Genomic DNA, 15,099 nt, shown 5'->3' with positions numbered 1-15,099 from the left:
GGGAGAGGAAAAGGACATGAACGCACACCTACAACCCACCGGCTCTGCCTACTTCATTCAGAAGGAAACGGCCGCCGTCGAAAACCACACGCTGTCGGTTCTCGTCAACAACGAGCCCGGCGTGCTGGCTCGGGTCATCGGGCTGTTTTCGGGCCGTGGCTACAACATTGAAAGCCTGACGGTTTCGGAAACCGAACATGAGGCGCATCTCTCGCGCATCACCATCGTCACGCGCGGCACGCCCATCGTGCTGGAGCAGATCAAGGCGCAGCTGGAACGGATCGTGCCGGTGCACCGGGTTCTCGACCTGACCGTTCGCGCCCGCGAACTGGGGCAGGAGCGGCCGATCGAGCGGGAAGTGGCGCTGATCAAGGTTGCCGGCACCGGTGAAGTCCGTGCCGAGGCGTTGCGGCTTGCCGATGCGTTTCAGGCCAAGGTCGTGGATGCGACGGTGGAGCATTTCATCTTCGAAATCACCGGCAAGTCGTCGAAAATCGACCAGTTCGTGGCGATCATCAAGCCGCTCGGCCTGATCGAAATCTGCCGCACGGGCATTGCCGCGATGAACCGTGGTTCGCAGGGGATGTGATTTCTCCGAGTGCAGAGCAGATGTTGGAATACAAGCCCGCGGTTCGCCGCGGGTTTTTTTATGGCCTGCTCTTGGCTGATATATATTCAACCATATGGTTGACTTTCTTGGGCGGGAGTCTATATTCAACAACATGGTTGAATTATCCGCTTCACATCTAGACACTGTCTTTCATGCCTTGGGCGACGCCACACGACGCACGATGCTGCGGGATCTTTCCCGCGGTGAGCGAACGGTGACACAGTTGGCTCAGCCGTTCGACATCTCGCTCGCTGCGGCTTCAAAGCACATCAAGGCGCTGGAAAATGCGGGGCTCATCCGCCGTGAGGTGAGGGGGCGTATCCATGTCTGCCGCCTTGCGCCGGAACGGCTGGAAGAAGCGCATGAATGGCTGGATTTCTACCGGCAGTTCTGGGGCAGCCGCCTCGATATTCTTGAGCAGATGCTCAGGGAGGAAGATCAGGGAAAAACCCCTGCAGATGGAGGAAATGACAATGGCTGATATTGCAATGCCTGACACTTATGGTCGCCTCGTTGAACCGACGACCCTGAAGATCGAGCGGCTGCTGCCGGGGCCGGTCGAACGGGTATGGGCCTATCTGACGGAAAGCGACCTTCGCCGCCGCTGGCTGGCTTCCGGCGAGATGCGGCTTGCCGCCGGCGCACCATTCGAGCTGGTGTGGCGGAATGATGAACTTTCCAATCCACCCGGACGCCGCCCTGAGGGCTTTTCCGAAGAACACAGGATGGCTTCCCGCATTATTACGGTTGTTCCGCCGCACCGCCTTGTCTTCACATGGGGCGAGGGTGCCGAGGTTTCCATCGAACTCCAGGCTCTTGGCAAGGACGTGCTCCTGACGCTGATCCATCGCCGGCTGGCGGATCGCACCACAAGGCTCAATGTCAGCGCCGGTTGGCACGTGCACCTTGATGTTCTCGCTGCCCGCCTTCAGGAGGAGGAGCCGGAACCCTTCTGGGAAACATGGCTGGGTCTGAAAGAGGAATATGAGCACCGGATACCGCAATAGGCACGGTGCGTTCTCGTGATGCAACGGCGCGGCTTGCCGCGCCGTTTCGATTGGTCCGCCTGATTTTCCCTTGGGCGACAGGGCTGCCTATGGGACTTGGCGTTCACATTCCGATTCAACCGCTTGAGCGATTGATTCCGACGTGTCTCCTAACCGTTTGTTGCGTCAAAGCATTTCCAGCGCCGTCTTGCGCGTTGGCGGGGGGAAGACGGCATCCAGGGCGGCCCAGTCCTCCTCGGTTATATCAAGATCGGTCGCGCCGCGATTTTCTTCGACGCGCGCGGGATTCGAGGATTTCGGGATCGCGATGACGCCTTCCCTTTCCAGCAGAAAAGCCAGAGCCAGTTGCGCCGGGGTCGCCTGATAGGCCTTGGCGATGCGTATGAGTTCATGGTTCTTGAGAATACGGCCCTGTTCTATGGGAGAATAGGCCATCAGTGGCACGCCGTGTTGCTGGCACCAGGGCAACAGCGAAAACTCCGGCCCGCGTCGGGACAGATTGTAAAGTACCTGATTGGCGGCGCAGTTCCTGCCGTCAGGAACAGCGAAAAGCTCTTCCATGTCGTCCGTGTCGAAATTGGAGACGCCCCAGTCGCCGATCTTGCCGTCCCTCTTCAGTCTTTCGAAAGCCGCCACGGTTTCTTCGAGTGGGTGCTCTCCGCGCCAGTGCAGCAGATAGAGATCGATGTGGTCGGTGCCGAGCCGGGCGAGGCTGCGCTCGCAGGCGTCGACAGTGCCGGTGGCGCTGGCATTCCAAGGATAGACCTTGCTTACCAGAAACACGTCTTCGCGATGATTGACGATAGCCCTGCCGACTATCTCTTCCGATCGGCCGTCCGCGTACATTTCCGCAGTGTCAATCAACGTCATGCCAAGGTCGATGGCCCGTCGGATACTTTCAACCTCCTGCTCGGCGGATGATCTCGTCTCCCCCATGTTCCACGTCCCGAGGCCGAGGGCTGGGACCTCTTTTCCGGATGGGAGGGCAACGTAGGGAATGTCATCATACATCGTTTCGCTCCAGGGTTTTCGCGGAAAGAATAAGCCTTTGTTCCGACTTCTCAACCCGGCACGGGCGGGATCGATCCATCAAAAAAATTGACCTCGTCGATCGGTTTGCCGGGCTGGTCTGATGGCGGTCCCGTGGGTAGGGTTGCCTTCACAGGAGAGATCATGACTGCCGAGACATTTATCGCGCTGGTGCTGTTTGCCTTCACCACCTCCATCACGCCCGGTCCGAACAATATGATGCTGTTTGCTTCCGGCGTGAATTTTGGTTTCCGTCGCACCGTCCCGCATATGCTCGGCATCGGTGCGGGCTTTCTTTCGCTGCTGATCGGGGTCGGATTTGGCCTCGGGGCACTGTTGCATTCGGTACCGGCACTTTACACCGGGCTGAAATTTGCGGGTGGGCTTTATCTCGTCTGGATCGCGTGGAAAATCGGAACGTCCCGCAGCCTCCATGAAGGCACGGCGACTTCGCAGCCGATGAGTTTTCTTGCGGCAGCGGCGTTCCAGTGGGTCAATCCCAAGGCGTGGGTGATGGCGGTCACGGCAATGGCGACATATACGGACGAAACGCAGTATTTCCTTACCGTAATGCTTGTGGGGGTGGCCTTCGCTGCCGTCAATCTTCCCAGTGTTTCCACCTGGGCCGGTTTCGGCTCGGCGCTTCGCGACTGGCTCTCCGTTCCAGTCCGGCTCAAATGGTTCAACATCAGCATGGCCGTGCTTCTCGTCATCAGTCTCTGGCCGATGCTGAAATAACGGCTCCACTCGGCGACCCTATGTCGGGAACTGCCGGTAACATTCCTCGGCGATCGCCTGTACCTCGGCTCGCGTCAGTTCCGCGGAGACGGCGTAACCCAGCTCGTTGTCGATCCAGTAGAAGGTCTCGATTCCATCGGCGCTGGCCATGCGGAAACTGGTGGTGCGGTTTTCCTCGTTGTGGCCTATCAGCACCGTCACCCGCCTGCCGGTCCTGTCCTGGTACATCAACATCGCACCCGGCTTGCCGCTGACGGGGATAAGACGCCCACCGACGAGGTCATATCCAATCTTCGAAAGATCGGGAATCGCGAAAGGGTAGCCGAGCCGCTTGCCAAGCCAGGTTGCCAGATGCTGCTGTTCCCCGGCCCCCACCTCTACGGGATGACGCACTTCGCTCGCGTAGATGAGATAAGCGGATTTCGCCTGGGCAGGAATGTCCGTCGTCAGCGATGCCAGCACCACATCCTGCGGTGTGGAAACGGACCAAGGCAGAAGCCTGCCGGCTGCCGCACCCGCCGTGAAGATCAGGAAGGCTGCCGCGGTTCGCAGGAGAAGGGGTTTAAGCCGCCAGGCGCGTGCGACCTTTTCGTGAGTCAGCATCGATGCGTCACGCGGATGTGCGGCGGCATAGGAGGCGAAGGCATTTCTCAGGCTGTCGGCCTGTCTCTTCCAGTCTTCCACCCGGCTCTGCTCTTCCGGTCTTTCCGCGAGCCATGCCTCGACAGCCGCGCGGTCATCGTCGGAGAGAAGCCCGTCGACATAGGCGTGCAGGTCGTCTTCGGTTATGGCATCAGCCCGTTTCATCGTGGTCTCCGCAGGGGAATGATATTATCCGCCGCCAGATGCTGGCGAAGAGTTTCGCGGGCGCGGGACAGTCTGGACATGACGGTGCCGAGCGGGATCGACAATGTCTCCGCCGCCTCCTGATAACTGTAGCCTTCCACCGTCACCAGCATCAGTACGGCGCGCATCTCAGGCGAAAGCAGCGCAAGCGCGCCGTGCAGGCGGTCGTTCTCCAGCGTATCGCCCAGCGTTTCGGCAGCGGCGATCGTTTCATCGAGACTTTCCGAAGGATGCCGTTTCTCTGTCCGGTGGCGGTTGCGATAAAGATTCGTCATTATCGTGTAGGCCCATGATTTCAAACCGGTTCCGCGCCATGTTGCTTTATTGGCCAGCGCCTTTTCGACGCAGTCCTGCAACAGGTCCTCTCCATCGGTATCTGAGCGCGAAAGGCTGCGGGAATAACGGCGCAGCATCGGTATCAGGGCCAGCATCTCCGCTTCGAAGCTGCCGGCCGCGGGGGACTGTCTCCCCCGCGTCGCAGCTTCCATCTCGTCAGGGTTTTGCTGCATCCCACACACCGTTCACGCCGTCGCCGGTGGCATCGCCCTTCTTGGTGTCCTTGATCCAGTAATAGAGCGGCATGCCGTCCTTCGCCCATTGCTTCTTGCCGTCCTTACGCGTCACGATGGAGTAAGCCCCTTCGGCTTTCGCATTCTCCGCAGCGAAGAAGGGCGGCCAGTTCGTGGCGCATTTGTCATAACAATTGGATACGCCCTTCTTGTCGTTCTTGAAAGTGTAGAGCGTCATGCCTTTTTCACCTGCGAGCACATTGCCTTTTGCGGTCTTGACCGTTTCGACCGCCGGGGCGGCATAGGCTGTTCCGGCAAAGGCCAGAACGAGGGCGGGGACGATGAAGCGGATTTTCATGGACATATCCTCCTTGGTTCGGGCGGGCTCGAGCCGCCGGCACAACAAGAGACACCGTTGGTCCGTGATTTATTCCCTTCGCAAAATATTTTTTTCAGCAGCCTGATGACGAACGGGGAAAACCGGGCGTAAACCTGCGCTTCAGCGCTCACGATATTCATCTTTCGTTCTTTTTCTGTTGCGTACCGGGCTCGAATCCTGCGATGAGGGCGCATGTTATTTTCACCGCAACAGGACGAAGCGCTCAAGGCTGTTTCCCGCTGGCTCAAGGAAGGCCGGTCGCCGGTTTTCCGGCTGTTCGGCTATGCCGGAACCGGCAAGACCACGCTTGCCAAGCATTTTGCGGAAAACGTCGATGGAGAGGTGCTGTTTGCGGCCTTCACCGGCAAGGCGGCGCAGGTGCTGCGTTCCCGCGGCGCGACCAATGCCCGCACCATCCACTCCCTGATCTACCGCCCGCGCGGAGAGGAGACGGTGGAAGACGAAGAAACCGGCAAGACCTCGATTGCCCCGATGTTCTCCATCAACCGCCAGAGTCCGCTCGCCAAGGCGGCGCTCATCATCATCGATGAATGTTCGATGGTAGACGAGCAGCTTGGCAAGGATCTGATGAGTTTCGGCACGCCGATCCTCGTGCTCGGCGATCCCGGCCAGCTGCCGCCGGTTTCGGGCGGAGGCTTCTTTACCGAGCAGGAGCCGGATTATCTGCTGTCGGAAATCCATCGCCAGGCGAAGGACAATCCCATCATCCATCTTGCCATGGATGTGCGGGAAGGCCGGGAGATCATGCGCGGCGATTATGGTTCCGCGCAGGTGATCTCCAAATCCGAGGTGACGCAGTCGCTAGTGCTCGATGCCGATCAGGTGCTGGTTGGCACCAACCGCACCCGCCGCCGCTACAATCAACGTCTTCGCGAGCTGAAGGGTTTTACCGCCGATTATCCGCAATCGGGCGACAAGCTGGTCTGCCTTCGCAACGATCCGGCCAAGGGCCTACTCAACGGCTCGCTGTGGCAGGTGATGAGTTCGTCGCGCGAGACGGTGAAGCCTGGTATCAACCTGATGATCCGGCCTGAAGACGACGATATGGATCGCGGTGCGGCCAAGATCAAACTGCTGAAGGCGGCCTTCGAGGACGTGGAGACCGAAATTCCGTGGTCCACGCGCAAGCGTTATGACGAATTCGATTTCGGCTATGCGTTGACGGTGCACAAGGCCCAGGGTTCGCAATGGAATAACGTGGTTCTCTTCGATGAGAGTTATGCGTTCCGGGACTCGCGCGAGAGGTGGCTTTACACCGCCATTACCCGCGCGGCTGAGACCCTGACCATCGTTCGCTGATCCTGATCAGGCGCGGATGACGCCGAGCAGAACCGCCTTGGCCACCGCCTGAAAACGGTTGCTGGCGCTGAACTTGCCGATAATCTTCGCTTCGAGGATGTTAAGCTCGTTTGCCGAAAGGCCAAGGGCGCGGGCGAGCCTGACAGGGGCGTATCCTTCCGCCATGAGTTCGAGACATTTCCGTTCAGGATCGGTTAGCGCGATGTCGTTTGCCTGTCCCCGCTCGGCCGCGTCCGCGCCATCTTCGTCGCTATCGGTGACGAGCAGTTCCTCGATCTGCTGGGCCTGGCGCTGGAGCGTGGAAAGCTCCGCCGTCAACTCTCGCTTTCGCTGCCTTAGTGCGTCGCGAAATATATCGTCTGCCTCTTCCTGTGAGAGAGAACGGACCAGTTTTTCCATGATCTCCGTAATCGAAGCCACGGAAATACCGACTTCGCGGCAAACGTTGATAACGGCCATGCGCTGGACGTTGCGGTGAGAATAGACCCGCATCTGTCCGATGCGTTTAGAGGTCAGCAGTGCCTTTTCTTCGTAAAAATGCAGGGTACGGTGGGTCACTCCGAAGATATTGGCCATGTCGGCGATCGGAACCGGTTCCGCGGGCAGCGATGAGGGCAGGCTTATATCCGGTAGAAAGCTGTTGACCCTTAGATTAGGTTTGTCCTCGTCGCCGTGACTTTCGAACGGCATCCGGCCATCCTGCATTGTCTCCCCCTTCGCGCTCTCCGGCAGCGTGTCTGCCTTTTTAAAGGCGTCTGTTGCTTATTCCCCCGCAACAGACCGTTTTTCGATAAAAACATAATGCCAAACGCTACATCAAAACCGGAACGTGTCATGCGCACTTTCGTTCCCGGTATGATAAAAAATTTATCAGCCTCCTTGCGGTCGGCGTCAACCTGCGTGAAACAGGATGTCAATTCCAAACCGGAGCCCGATGCCATGCCCGCAAAACTCTCTGTCAATCTGAACGCAATTGCCATGTTACGCAACCGCCGCGATCTTCCGTGGCCGGATGTCGCGCATTTCGGGCATATTGCACTGGAGGCGGGGGCGAGCGGGCTGACTGTACACCCGCGGCCTGACCAGCGCCATATCCGCTTCTCGGATCTACCGGCCCTGCGCGCGCTGATCGATGACAGGTTTCCCTCCGCGGAGTTCAACATTGAAGGATATCCGAGTGAGGATTTTCTCCTTCTGTGCGAAAAGACCCAGCCCGAACAGGTCACACTCGTACCTGACGATCCGTCGCAGGCAACCTCCGATCATGGCTGGGATTTCCGCGCGCATGCGAAATTTCTAAAGCAGGTCGTCGGACGGCTGAAATCGGGCGGCATGCGGGTGTCGCTTTTCGCAGATGGCGACGGCGAACGCGAGCCGGTGGAACTGGCGGCTGAGACGGGCGCTGCGCGTATCGAACTTTATACCGGGCCCTATGGCGGCTGTTATGACGATCCGCACAAGGCCGATGTGCTCGTCGAGGCGCTTGGGCGGACGGCGGACCATGCTGCGGCGCTCGGACTTGCCGTCAATGCGGGCCATGATCTCACCGTCGCGAACCTGCCAAAGCTGATGAAACGTATCCCTTATCTGGCCGAGGTTTCAATTGGCCACGGGTTGACGGCGGATGCCCTGGAATATGGCATGGCGGAAACAGTCCGGCGTTTTCGGCAGGCCTGCGGTCAGGCTATTTCATAACCAAAGCCAATTTTTTCGCCTATGTTCTGCCTTGCGCATGCTCCGTGCGCGAGGGCGGCGGGAGATATGTCGGAACCGGTCCCGCCGAACTAGGTTCTGGGTTGAGTATCGGCGTTTCCGATAGTCGGAATTCACTTTCCGGACCGATGCTCGGGCTTTTGAAGGCAGAGACATATGCAAGAACATCATGTTGTCGTCGTGGGTGGAGGCTTCGGCGGTTTGCAGCTGGTACACGGGCTGGAGGGGGCCCCTGTCCGCATCACATTGATCGATCGTCGCAATCATCACCTTTTCCAGCCATTGCTTTATCAGGTTGCGACGACTGCGCTGGCGACATCCGAGATCGCGTGGCCGATCCGTCATCTCTACCGCGATCGCAAGGAGGTCACGACGCTGCTTGCCGAGGTGACCGGCGTGGATCGGGCGGCCCGGACCGTGCATCTCAACACCGGTGAAACGATCCGTTTCGACACTTTGGTGCTCGCGACAGGCGCACGCCACGCCTATTTCGGTCACGATGAGTGGGAGCGTTCCGCGCCGGGTCTCAAGACGCTGGAGGATGCAACGACAATTCGCCGCCGCCTGCTTCTTGCCTTCGAACGCGCCGAACTGGCGACCAGCGAAGAGGAACGACAGGCACTGCTAACCTTTGTCATCATAGGGGCAGGCCCGACCGGCGTGGAAATGGCAGGCATGATTGCAGAGCTTGCCCATAAGGCGTTGCCGGCGGAATTCCGCAACGTTGACACCCGAAAGACCCGCGTGCTGCTCGTCGAGGCTGGTCCCCGCGTGCTGCCGGTCTTTACGGAGGATCTTTCGGCCTATGCCAAGGAGGCGCTTGAGAAACTTGGCGTCGAGGTTCTGCTCGGAACGCCGGTGACGGCCTGCAGCGATGAGGGCGTGACGGTGGGCGAGACCCATTATCCCTGCCGTACGGTCGTCTGGGCCGCCGGCGTGCAGGCTTCTCCCGCGGCCAAATGGCTCAATGCCGCCGCCGACAGGGCAGGGCGGGCCATTGTCGGGCCACAGCTTAATCTGGAAGACGATCCCGATATCTTCGTCATCGGCGATACCGCCGCCGTCAATCAGGAAAACGGCAAGCCGGTGCCGGGTATTGCGCCTGCGGCAAAGCAGCAGGGCGCTTACGTCGCGAAGGTCATCAAGGCGCGGCTTGACGGCAAGCCGTTTCCTTCACCCTTCCGCTACAGCCATCAGGGCAATCTTGCCACGATCGGCAAACGCGCGGCGGTGATCGATTTTGGCCGGTTCAAGCTCAAGGGCGTGCTGGCATGGTGGATATGGGGACTTGCCCATATCTATTTCCTGATCGGAACGCGTTCGCGGCTGGCCGTGGCGTGGAGCTGGCTTTGGATTTACTTGAGTGGCCAGCACAGCGCGCGGCTGATCACCCAGAAAGAAACGCTGAAGGACGAGGCGTGAGGCAAGTGACAAAGAAACGGCGGGAAGCATGGCTTCCCGCCGTTTCCTGTTTCGCCGTTTCCTGACGCATCAGGCGTCGAGCGACGCCATGTCGATGACGAAGCGGTAACGTACGTCGCTCTTCAGCACGCGCTCATAAGCCTCGTTGACGTCCTTGATGTCGATCTTTTCGATTTCGGACACGATGTCGTGCTTGCCGCAGAAATCCAGCATCTCCTGGGTTTCCTTGATGGAGCCGATCATAGAGCCAGCCAGAGAACGGCGGCCGGGGATGACCGAGAAGGCGTGCACGGGGATCGCATGTTCAGGCACACCGAGAAGCACCATGGTGCCATTGACCTTCAGCAGGCCGAGATAGGCATTCCAGTCGATTTCCGCCGAAACGGTGCACAGGATCAGGTCGAAGGTACCGGCGAGCTTTTCGAAGGTCGAGGCATCGCTGGTGGCATAATATTCCTTCGCGCCAAGCTTAAGGCCGTCTTCCTTCTTGGAGAGTGTCTGCGAAAGCACGGTGATATCCGCGCCCATGGCTGAACCGATCTTCACGCCCATGTGGCCAAGACCGCCCATGCCGACGATAGCCACCTTCTTGCCCGGGCCGGCATTCCAGTGCTGAAGCGGCGAATAAAGCGTGATACCAGCGCAGAGCAGGGGAGCGGAGGCATCTAGCGGCAGGTTTTCCGGAATGGAGAGGACGTAATCTTCCCGCACGACGATATGGTCGGAGTAACCGCCCTGCGTGGCGGTCTTGCCGTCGCGTTCGACGGAGTTATAGGTCTGCACGAGACCCGGCATGTACTGTTCATTGTCGAGATCGCGCGTGGCGCAACCGACGCAGGAATCGACAAAACAGCCCACGCCGACATGATCACCGACCTTGAATCTGGTGACCTTGGAGCCAACGGCACGGACGACACCGGCGATTTCGTGGCCCGGAACGATCGGGTAGACGGCGTTCTTCCATTCGTTGCGGACGGTATGAATGTCGGAATGGCAGATACCGGCATATTTGATATCGATGACGACGTCGTCATCATTCGGCTCGCGGCGTTCGAAGGTGAACGGGGTAAGCGGCTTCGACGCATCTGTCGCAGCGTAACCTCTTGCAATAGCCATCTGAATATCCTTTCGGGAGTTGGGGACGGCGGAATATGCAATGGAAGAACGAACGGGCGTTAGAGCGATCCTCCTAGCTTTTTGCACGATCCTGCAAAAATATGATGGTGCGCTCTTTGCGCGGGCCGAGAGGCTTTCTAGATAGATGACATCAAACACACCTCTTCCGTCAGTCAAGGGATTTCCCCTATGTCCTTGTCGTTCAATGTCTATCAGGAAATTGCTTCCATCGCCGCGCGGCATGCCACCAGCGACGGCGAGGTGCAGACGGCAATCGGCTCCCTTGGCATCAGCCGGCGTACGACTCCGAGCGCTCCCTGCCACGGCAGTTATCGCCCTTGTCTCGCCATGGTTATCCAGGGATCGAAAAGCGTCCAATTGGGGACGGACACCATCAACTACGGTGCCGGCGATTATCTCCTGACATCGCTTGATCTGCCGGTTGCGTGGCGGGTGGTGGAGGCGAGCAGGGAAGTGCCGCATTTCTGCATCTCGCTTGCCATCGACAGTGAAAAGCTGCTCGATCTCATGCGGCGTGTTCCTATCGATCCACCGGTGGAGCCGACGAATGCGCAGCGCGGCATCGTGGTCAACACAGCCACGCCGGAACTTCTCGATGCGGCCATCCGCCTGCTGCGCCTGCTCGATCGTCCCGCAGACATTGCCGCCGTGGCGCCGCTGATCGAACAGGAAATCCTTTATCGCATTTTGACCGGACCGGCCGGCGGGCAGCTGATGAACATCATTGCCGCTGGAAGTCACGGCAACCGCATCGCCCGCGCCATCGCATGGCTGCGCGAGAATTTCGCACGCCAGCTGCGCGTCGAAGACCTTGCAGATCACATCGGCATGAGCGTCTCGTCCTTCCATCATCATTTCAAGACGATCACGGCCATGACGCCGGTCCAGTACCAGAAGCAGCTTCGCCTGCATGAGGCGCGGCGGCTTATGCTGCTGGAGCGACTGGATGCCGGCACCGCGGGCCATCGCGTCGGTTATCAGAGCCCTTCGCAGTTCAGCCGAGAATATAGCCGCTTTTACGGGCTGTCGCCGTCACGGGACGTCGATGCATCGCGCGAGATTGCGGCGGGGTAGATTGGGGCTGTGCATTCGTAGCGGGTCTTCGGTGGGTGTGGCTTACCCCCTCTGCCCTGCCGGGCATCTCCCCCTCAAGGGGGGAGATCGATATGCGGCTAGGTTTCGACTATCTCAACGGTCGAGGATGGAGTGGTGAAAGGGGCCTCTTGCTGATCTCCCCCCTTGAGGGGGAGATGCCCGGCAGGGCAGAGGGGGGTAAGCCACACCCAACGACGACCCGCTACCACACACAACCGCCTGAAGACGCACCCGCGTTGCTATTCATCCCACGCCGCACCGAGTCAATTCTCATCCCCCTCTAAAGAATCCGCTTGACCGCAACGCAGCCTCCGCTTAAATGGCGCTCGAACCGTACCGTACGGTACATCAATCGAGCCCCTTGGAGTGGAAAGACTTGGCTTCCGACCCGATCACAGCGCAGGAATTTTCGCCGCGCCAGAACGCCGTTCTGGACCAGGCATTGCGTCTATTGGTCGAAGGCGGCGAGAAAGCGCTGACCACATCGGGACTGGCGCGCGCCGCCAACTGTTCCAAGGAAAGCCTTTACAAGTGGTTCGGTGATCGCGATGGCCTGCTGGCGGCGATGATCACCTTTCAGCAGAGCAAGGTCCGCACCTTCGAAAAGGCGGGTGACCGCGTCTCCGCACCGCAGCTTGCCGATCACCTCGAGGTTTTCGCCCATGATCTGCTGGATGTGCTGGCGGGCGACGTGTCATTGGCGCTTAACCGTTTGGCGATAGGGCAGGCGAGCCGGGATGGATCGAAGCTCGGTGATCTGCTGCTGGAACGTGGTCGTCGCCAGATCGACCGCCGCGCCCGTGGGCTGATCGAGGCAGGTCGCCGTTCCGGTTACCTGCGTTTCGATGATGCCGAAGAGGCATATCGCAGTTTTTACGGCCTTATCGTCTCGGATCTGCATGTGCGCATGCTGCTGGGCGAGGCGCCGGACAAGGATTTTTCTGCCCGGGCGAAGAAGGCTGTCATTGCCTTCCTGACCCTCTACGGCACGGAAAAGGTACATTCGGAACTGGGCGGCAAGGTCGCTTAAGCTTCCGGTTCAGACAACTGAGAGACAAGCATTAGGGAAGGACCATAAAATGCGCGTTTATTATGATCGTGATGCCGATCTCAATCTCATCAAGTCCAAGAATGTCGTCGTCGTCGGTTACGGCTCCCAGGGCCGCGCCCATGCGCTGAACCTCAAGGATTCCGGTGCCAAGAACGTCGTCATCGCTCTCAAGGCCGGTTCTCCGACCGTCAAGAAGGCCGAAGCCGATGGCTTCAAGGTCATGACCGTTGCCGAAGCCGCCAAGTGGGGCGACCTGCTGATGATGGCAACGCCTGACGAACTGCAGGCCGACATCTACAAGGCCGACATTGCCGGCAACATCCGTGATGGCGCAGCGATTGCTTTCGCGCACGGCCTCAATGTTCACTTCGGCCTCATCGAGCCGAAGGCATCGGTCGACGTCGTCATGATCGCACCGAAGGGCCCTGGCCACACGGTTCGCGGCGAATACCAGAAGGGCGGCGGCGTTCCGTGCCTCGTTGCCGTTCACCAGAACGCTTCGGGCAACGCCCTTGAACTCGCTCTTTCCTACGCCTGCGGCGTTGGCGGCGGCCGTTCGGGCATCATCGAGACCAACTTCAAGGAAGAGTGCGAAACCGACCTCTTCGGCGAACAGGTCGTTCTGTGCGGCGGTCTCGTCGAACTGATCCGCGCTGGTTTCGAAACTCTGGTCGAAGCCGGTTACGCTCCGGAAATGGCCTATTTCGAGTGCCTGCACGAAGTGAAGCTGATCGTTGACCTGATCTATGAAGGCGGCATCGCCAACATGAACTACTCGATCTCCAACACCGCAGAATGGGGCGAATACGTCACCGGTCCGCGCATCATCACTGCCGACACCAAGGCTGAAATGAAGCGCGTCCTGCACGACATCCAGACCGGCAAGTTTACCTCCGAGTGGATGCAGGAATGGAAGGCCGGCGGCGCTCGCTTCAAGGGCATCCGTCGCAACAACGACAGCCACCAGATTGAAGAAGTCGGCGCCAAGCTCCGCGGCATGATGCCCTGGATCGGCAAGAACAAGCTGGTCGACAAGGCCGTCAACTAAGCTTCATTGCTTGATGAAAATTTTGGAGGCCGGGGCGAAAGCTCCGGCCTTTCGTTTTCGATGTGCCCTCACATGATGGCGTCGTCTTCCTCGACGAGAACGGAAACGGGAAAGTGATCGGAAAAACCGCCGAGATTGACATTTTTGACCGCGTCGCCCTTCGACAGGCCGAAGCGGATAGGCCCCTCGTTCTTGCTGTGACTGACCATGGCGGCGATGGCTTCGACCTTTGCGGTTTCTTCCCGCACCTTGAAACCGCTGCTGCCGACAAGAAGTGATCTGGAGACGAGAATCTGGTCGAAGATATTGGCATCGCCGTTAAAGTAGAGCGTGCCATAAATCGTTCGCGCTGAACCGACGGAATCCATCACCGGCTGGCGCAGGTAGTTCCAGGCAAGATTGTAGAACATGGCCGATTGCGAGTTTTCGACATCGTCGCGCTCGCGGGTGGAATTGGCGTGGTAGCGCAGCGAAGCATCGGAAGGATCGTCATTGAAGTCGCCGAAAGCGATGACGGCGATGTTGTTTCCTTTTTCTTCCCTGATGCGCTGGTGCCAGTAACCCAGCGTCTCACCGGCGGTCATGCGAAAACCGGCGCTTTCCACTGCGCCGCCGGATCGCGACGGCCAGTGATTGGAAAGCGCGATAAGCTGGCGGCCCCCCTTGGTGATGAAGGTGCACTGGGTAATGTCTCGCGTGCCGGTGCGGCGCATGACGAAATGGCTGAAAATCTCGTTCTCGTTGATCAGCAGCTTCCTGCTGTCATAGATGAAGGCGGTGTCGATGCCGCGCTGGTCCTTGCTGGAATCGGCGTGCACAACGCGATAGGCCCGCGTGGGCATGAGATCGTTCAGATGTTCCGCCAGCGTCTCCAGCACAAAACGGTTCTCGACTTCGCAGACACCCAGCAGATCCGGTCCCGCGCCGCCGATCTGACTTATGATCAGGCCGAGCTGTTTGACCTTGGTTTTGAACAGGTCTTCGGTCCAGCCTTTCAGATCGTTCTTCAGCCGCTCGGCAATCCACGGCTCGCGCGCCGGATAACCCTCCGGCGCAAACAGGTTTTCGACATTCCAGAATGCCAGGACATATCGTGTCATGATGCCTCACCCCTCCGGTTGGTTTTGCGAACCCAGAGGAAGTTTTTGCCACAACAACTTGAAATTGTCATGACGGGTGAGATACCCGGCCCATC

At 59.1% G+C, this 15,099-nt stretch carries 17 protein-coding genes; 10 read left to right on the top strand and 7 right to left on the bottom strand.

Annotated elements, in window-relative coordinates; genetic code table 11:
* The first annotated feature begins 16 nt into the window (after window positions 1–16).
* The 3 genes from ilvN (at window position 17) to ACZ47E_RS08345 (ending at window position 1,617) form a co-directional block, all read left to right on the top strand.
* Complete coding sequence (gene ilvN / locus ACZ47E_RS08355; RefSeq protein WP_004442728.1) at window positions 17–589, top strand: acetolactate synthase small subunit; 573 nt, start codon at window positions 17–19, stop codon at window positions 587–589.
* 133 nt (window positions 590–722) lie between these two features.
* Entirely contained in the window at window positions 723–1,091 is a 369-nt protein-coding gene (locus ACZ47E_RS08350) for an ArsR/SmtB family transcription factor (RefSeq protein ID WP_006697797.1), read from the top strand.
* The gene (locus ACZ47E_RS08345; protein ID WP_037089932.1) at window positions 1,084–1,617 is read left to right on the top strand and encodes an SRPBCC family protein; all 534 of its coding nucleotides are present in this window, start codon (window positions 1,084–1,086) and stop codon (window positions 1,615–1,617) included. Before ACZ47E_RS08350 ends, ACZ47E_RS08345 begins: the two co-directional genes overlap by 8 nt.
* A 165-nt stretch (window positions 1,618–1,782) precedes the next feature.
* Here the strand turns inward: ACZ47E_RS08345 and ACZ47E_RS08340 are convergent, their stop codons facing one another.
* The gene (locus ACZ47E_RS08340) at window positions 1,783–2,628 is read right to left on the bottom strand and encodes an aldo/keto reductase (RefSeq protein WP_045531875.1); all 846 of its coding nucleotides are present in this window, start codon (window positions 2,626–2,628) and stop codon (window positions 1,783–1,785) included.
* A 162-nt stretch (window positions 2,629–2,790) separates the two neighbouring features.
* Between ACZ47E_RS08340 and ACZ47E_RS08335 the strand changes: the two genes are divergently transcribed.
* Window positions 2,791–3,384 (top strand): LysE family translocator, encoded by a 594-nt coding sequence (locus tag ACZ47E_RS08335; protein ID WP_035209723.1) that lies wholly within the window; start codon window positions 2,791–2,793, stop codon window positions 3,382–3,384.
* 18 nt (window positions 3,385–3,402) lie between these two features.
* On the opposite strand, the gene ACZ47E_RS08330 is transcribed toward ACZ47E_RS08335, so the two are convergent.
* From ACZ47E_RS08330 to ACZ47E_RS08320, 3 genes are read right to left on the bottom strand one after another with little or no spacing between them, the layout of a single operon-like run.
* A complete protein-coding gene (locus tag ACZ47E_RS08330) occupies window positions 3,403–4,191 on the bottom strand; it encodes an anti-sigma factor family protein (RefSeq protein WP_045531873.1) in 789 nt (262 codons plus the stop codon).
* Window positions 4,188–4,739 (bottom strand): RNA polymerase sigma factor, encoded by a 552-nt coding sequence (locus ACZ47E_RS08325; protein WP_022556561.1) that lies wholly within the window; start codon window positions 4,737–4,739, stop codon window positions 4,188–4,190. The genes ACZ47E_RS08330 and ACZ47E_RS08325 overlap by 4 nt, the downstream gene beginning before the upstream one ends.
* Complete coding sequence (locus ACZ47E_RS08320) at window positions 4,723–5,103, bottom strand: COG4315 family predicted lipoprotein (RefSeq protein WP_051634433.1); 381 nt, start codon at window positions 5,101–5,103, stop codon at window positions 4,723–4,725. Before ACZ47E_RS08320 ends, ACZ47E_RS08325 begins: the two co-directional genes overlap by 17 nt.
* A 207-nt stretch (window positions 5,104–5,310) precedes the next feature.
* On the opposite strand from ACZ47E_RS08320, the gene ACZ47E_RS08315 reads away from it, so the two are divergent.
* The gene (locus tag ACZ47E_RS08315; RefSeq protein WP_004442716.1) at window positions 5,311–6,438 is read left to right on the top strand and encodes an ATP-dependent DNA helicase; all 1,128 of its coding nucleotides are present in this window, start codon (window positions 5,311–5,313) and stop codon (window positions 6,436–6,438) included.
* A gap of 6 nt (window positions 6,439–6,444) precedes the next feature.
* On the opposite strand, the gene ACZ47E_RS08310 is transcribed toward ACZ47E_RS08315, so the two are convergent.
* Window positions 6,445–7,143, bottom strand: coding sequence for a MerR family transcriptional regulator (locus tag ACZ47E_RS08310; RefSeq protein WP_072494615.1), 699 nt, complete (start codon window positions 7,141–7,143; stop codon window positions 6,445–6,447).
* 234 nt (window positions 7,144–7,377) lie between these two features.
* Here ACZ47E_RS08310 and ACZ47E_RS08305 point away from each other — a divergent pair, with 234 nt between their 5' ends.
* Together ACZ47E_RS08305 and ACZ47E_RS08300 are read left to right on the top strand one after the other, a co-directional pair.
* Window positions 7,378–8,133, top strand: a complete 756-nt coding sequence (locus ACZ47E_RS08305; RefSeq protein ID WP_278066866.1) for a pyridoxine 5'-phosphate synthase — start codon at window positions 7,378–7,380, stop codon at window positions 8,131–8,133.
* 174 nt (window positions 8,134–8,307) lie between these two features.
* A complete protein-coding gene (locus ACZ47E_RS08300; protein WP_004442710.1) occupies window positions 8,308–9,573 on the top strand; it encodes an NAD(P)/FAD-dependent oxidoreductase in 1,266 nt (421 codons plus the stop codon).
* Window positions 9,574–9,642: 69 nt separating this feature from the next.
* On the opposite strand, the gene ACZ47E_RS08295 is transcribed toward ACZ47E_RS08300, so the two are convergent.
* The gene (locus ACZ47E_RS08295; RefSeq protein ID WP_004442709.1) at window positions 9,643–10,689 is read right to left on the bottom strand and encodes an NAD(P)-dependent alcohol dehydrogenase; all 1,047 of its coding nucleotides are present in this window, start codon (window positions 10,687–10,689) and stop codon (window positions 9,643–9,645) included.
* A 189-nt stretch (window positions 10,690–10,878) separates the two neighbouring features.
* Here ACZ47E_RS08295 and ACZ47E_RS08290 point away from each other — a divergent pair, with 189 nt between their 5' ends.
* From ACZ47E_RS08290 to ilvC, 3 genes are all read left to right on the top strand, one after another.
* Window positions 10,879–11,784 (top strand): AraC family transcriptional regulator, encoded by a 906-nt coding sequence (locus ACZ47E_RS08290; RefSeq protein WP_004442707.1) that lies wholly within the window; start codon window positions 10,879–10,881, stop codon window positions 11,782–11,784.
* A gap of 397 nt (window positions 11,785–12,181) precedes the next feature.
* On the top strand, window positions 12,182–12,835 hold the full coding sequence (locus ACZ47E_RS08285) for a TetR/AcrR family transcriptional regulator (protein ID WP_004442706.1): 654 nt from the start codon (window positions 12,182–12,184) through the stop codon (window positions 12,833–12,835).
* Window positions 12,836–12,884: 49 nt separating this feature from the next.
* On the top strand, window positions 12,885–13,904 hold the full coding sequence (ilvC, locus tag ACZ47E_RS08280; RefSeq protein ID WP_113381164.1) for a ketol-acid reductoisomerase: 1,020 nt from the start codon (window positions 12,885–12,887) through the stop codon (window positions 13,902–13,904).
* 68 nt (window positions 13,905–13,972) lie between these two features.
* Here ilvC and ACZ47E_RS08275 read toward each other — a convergent pair whose 3' ends face one another.
* Window positions 13,973–15,004: an endonuclease/exonuclease/phosphatase family protein gene (locus ACZ47E_RS08275; protein ID WP_278066865.1), complete on the bottom strand. Its 1,032-nt coding sequence runs from the start codon at window positions 15,002–15,004 to the stop codon at window positions 13,973–13,975.
* Window positions 15,005–15,099 lie beyond the last annotated feature (95 nt).

This window comes from Agrobacterium sp. 5Ca39 (genome assembly GCF_055382365.1).
Note: the sequence above shows the minus strand (reverse complement) of the source record. Positions and strands in the feature narration are given on the sequence as shown.

What these genes read in the sequence shown, in the direction of transcription:
- ACZ47E_RS08290 (WP_004442707.1), top strand. Translation starts at nt 10,879, where the DNA reads ATGTCCTTGTCGTTCAATGTCTATCAGGAAATTGCTTCCATCGCCGCG.
- ilvN (WP_004442728.1), top strand. Translation starts at nt 17, where the DNA reads ATGAACGCACACCTACAACCCACCGGCTCTGCCTACTTCATTCAGAAG.
- ACZ47E_RS08325 (WP_022556561.1), bottom strand. Translation starts at nt 4,739, where the DNA reads ATGCAGCAAAACCCTGACGAGATGGAAGCTGCGACGCGGGGGAGACAG.
- ACZ47E_RS08315 (WP_004442716.1), top strand. Translation starts at nt 5,311, where the DNA reads ATGTTATTTTCACCGCAACAGGACGAAGCGCTCAAGGCTGTTTCCCGC.
- ACZ47E_RS08340 (WP_045531875.1), bottom strand. Translation starts at nt 2,628, where the DNA reads ATGTATGATGACATTCCCTACGTTGCCCTCCCATCCGGAAAAGAGGTC.
- ACZ47E_RS08320 (WP_051634433.1), bottom strand. Translation starts at nt 5,103, where the DNA reads ATGTCCATGAAAATCCGCTTCATCGTCCCCGCCCTCGTTCTGGCCTTT.
- ACZ47E_RS08345 (WP_037089932.1), top strand. Translation starts at nt 1,084, where the DNA reads ATGGCTGATATTGCAATGCCTGACACTTATGGTCGCCTCGTTGAACCG.
- ACZ47E_RS08335 (WP_035209723.1), top strand. Translation starts at nt 2,791, where the DNA reads ATGACTGCCGAGACATTTATCGCGCTGGTGCTGTTTGCCTTCACCACC.
- ilvC (WP_113381164.1), top strand. Translation starts at nt 12,885, where the DNA reads ATGCGCGTTTATTATGATCGTGATGCCGATCTCAATCTCATCAAGTCC.
- ACZ47E_RS08305 (WP_278066866.1), top strand. Translation starts at nt 7,378, where the DNA reads ATGCCCGCAAAACTCTCTGTCAATCTGAACGCAATTGCCATGTTACGC.
- ACZ47E_RS08330 (WP_045531873.1), bottom strand. Translation starts at nt 4,191, where the DNA reads ATGAAACGGGCTGATGCCATAACCGAAGACGACCTGCACGCCTATGTC.
- ACZ47E_RS08275 (WP_278066865.1), bottom strand. Translation starts at nt 15,004, where the DNA reads ATGACACGATATGTCCTGGCATTCTGGAATGTCGAAAACCTGTTTGCG.
- ACZ47E_RS08300 (WP_004442710.1), top strand. Translation starts at nt 8,308, where the DNA reads ATGCAAGAACATCATGTTGTCGTCGTGGGTGGAGGCTTCGGCGGTTTG.
- ACZ47E_RS08310 (WP_072494615.1), bottom strand. Translation starts at nt 7,143, where the DNA reads ATGCAGGATGGCCGGATGCCGTTCGAAAGTCACGGCGACGAGGACAAA.
- ACZ47E_RS08295 (WP_004442709.1), bottom strand. Translation starts at nt 10,689, where the DNA reads ATGGCTATTGCAAGAGGTTACGCTGCGACAGATGCGTCGAAGCCGCTT.
- ACZ47E_RS08350 (WP_006697797.1), top strand. Translation starts at nt 723, where the DNA reads ATGGTTGAATTATCCGCTTCACATCTAGACACTGTCTTTCATGCCTTG.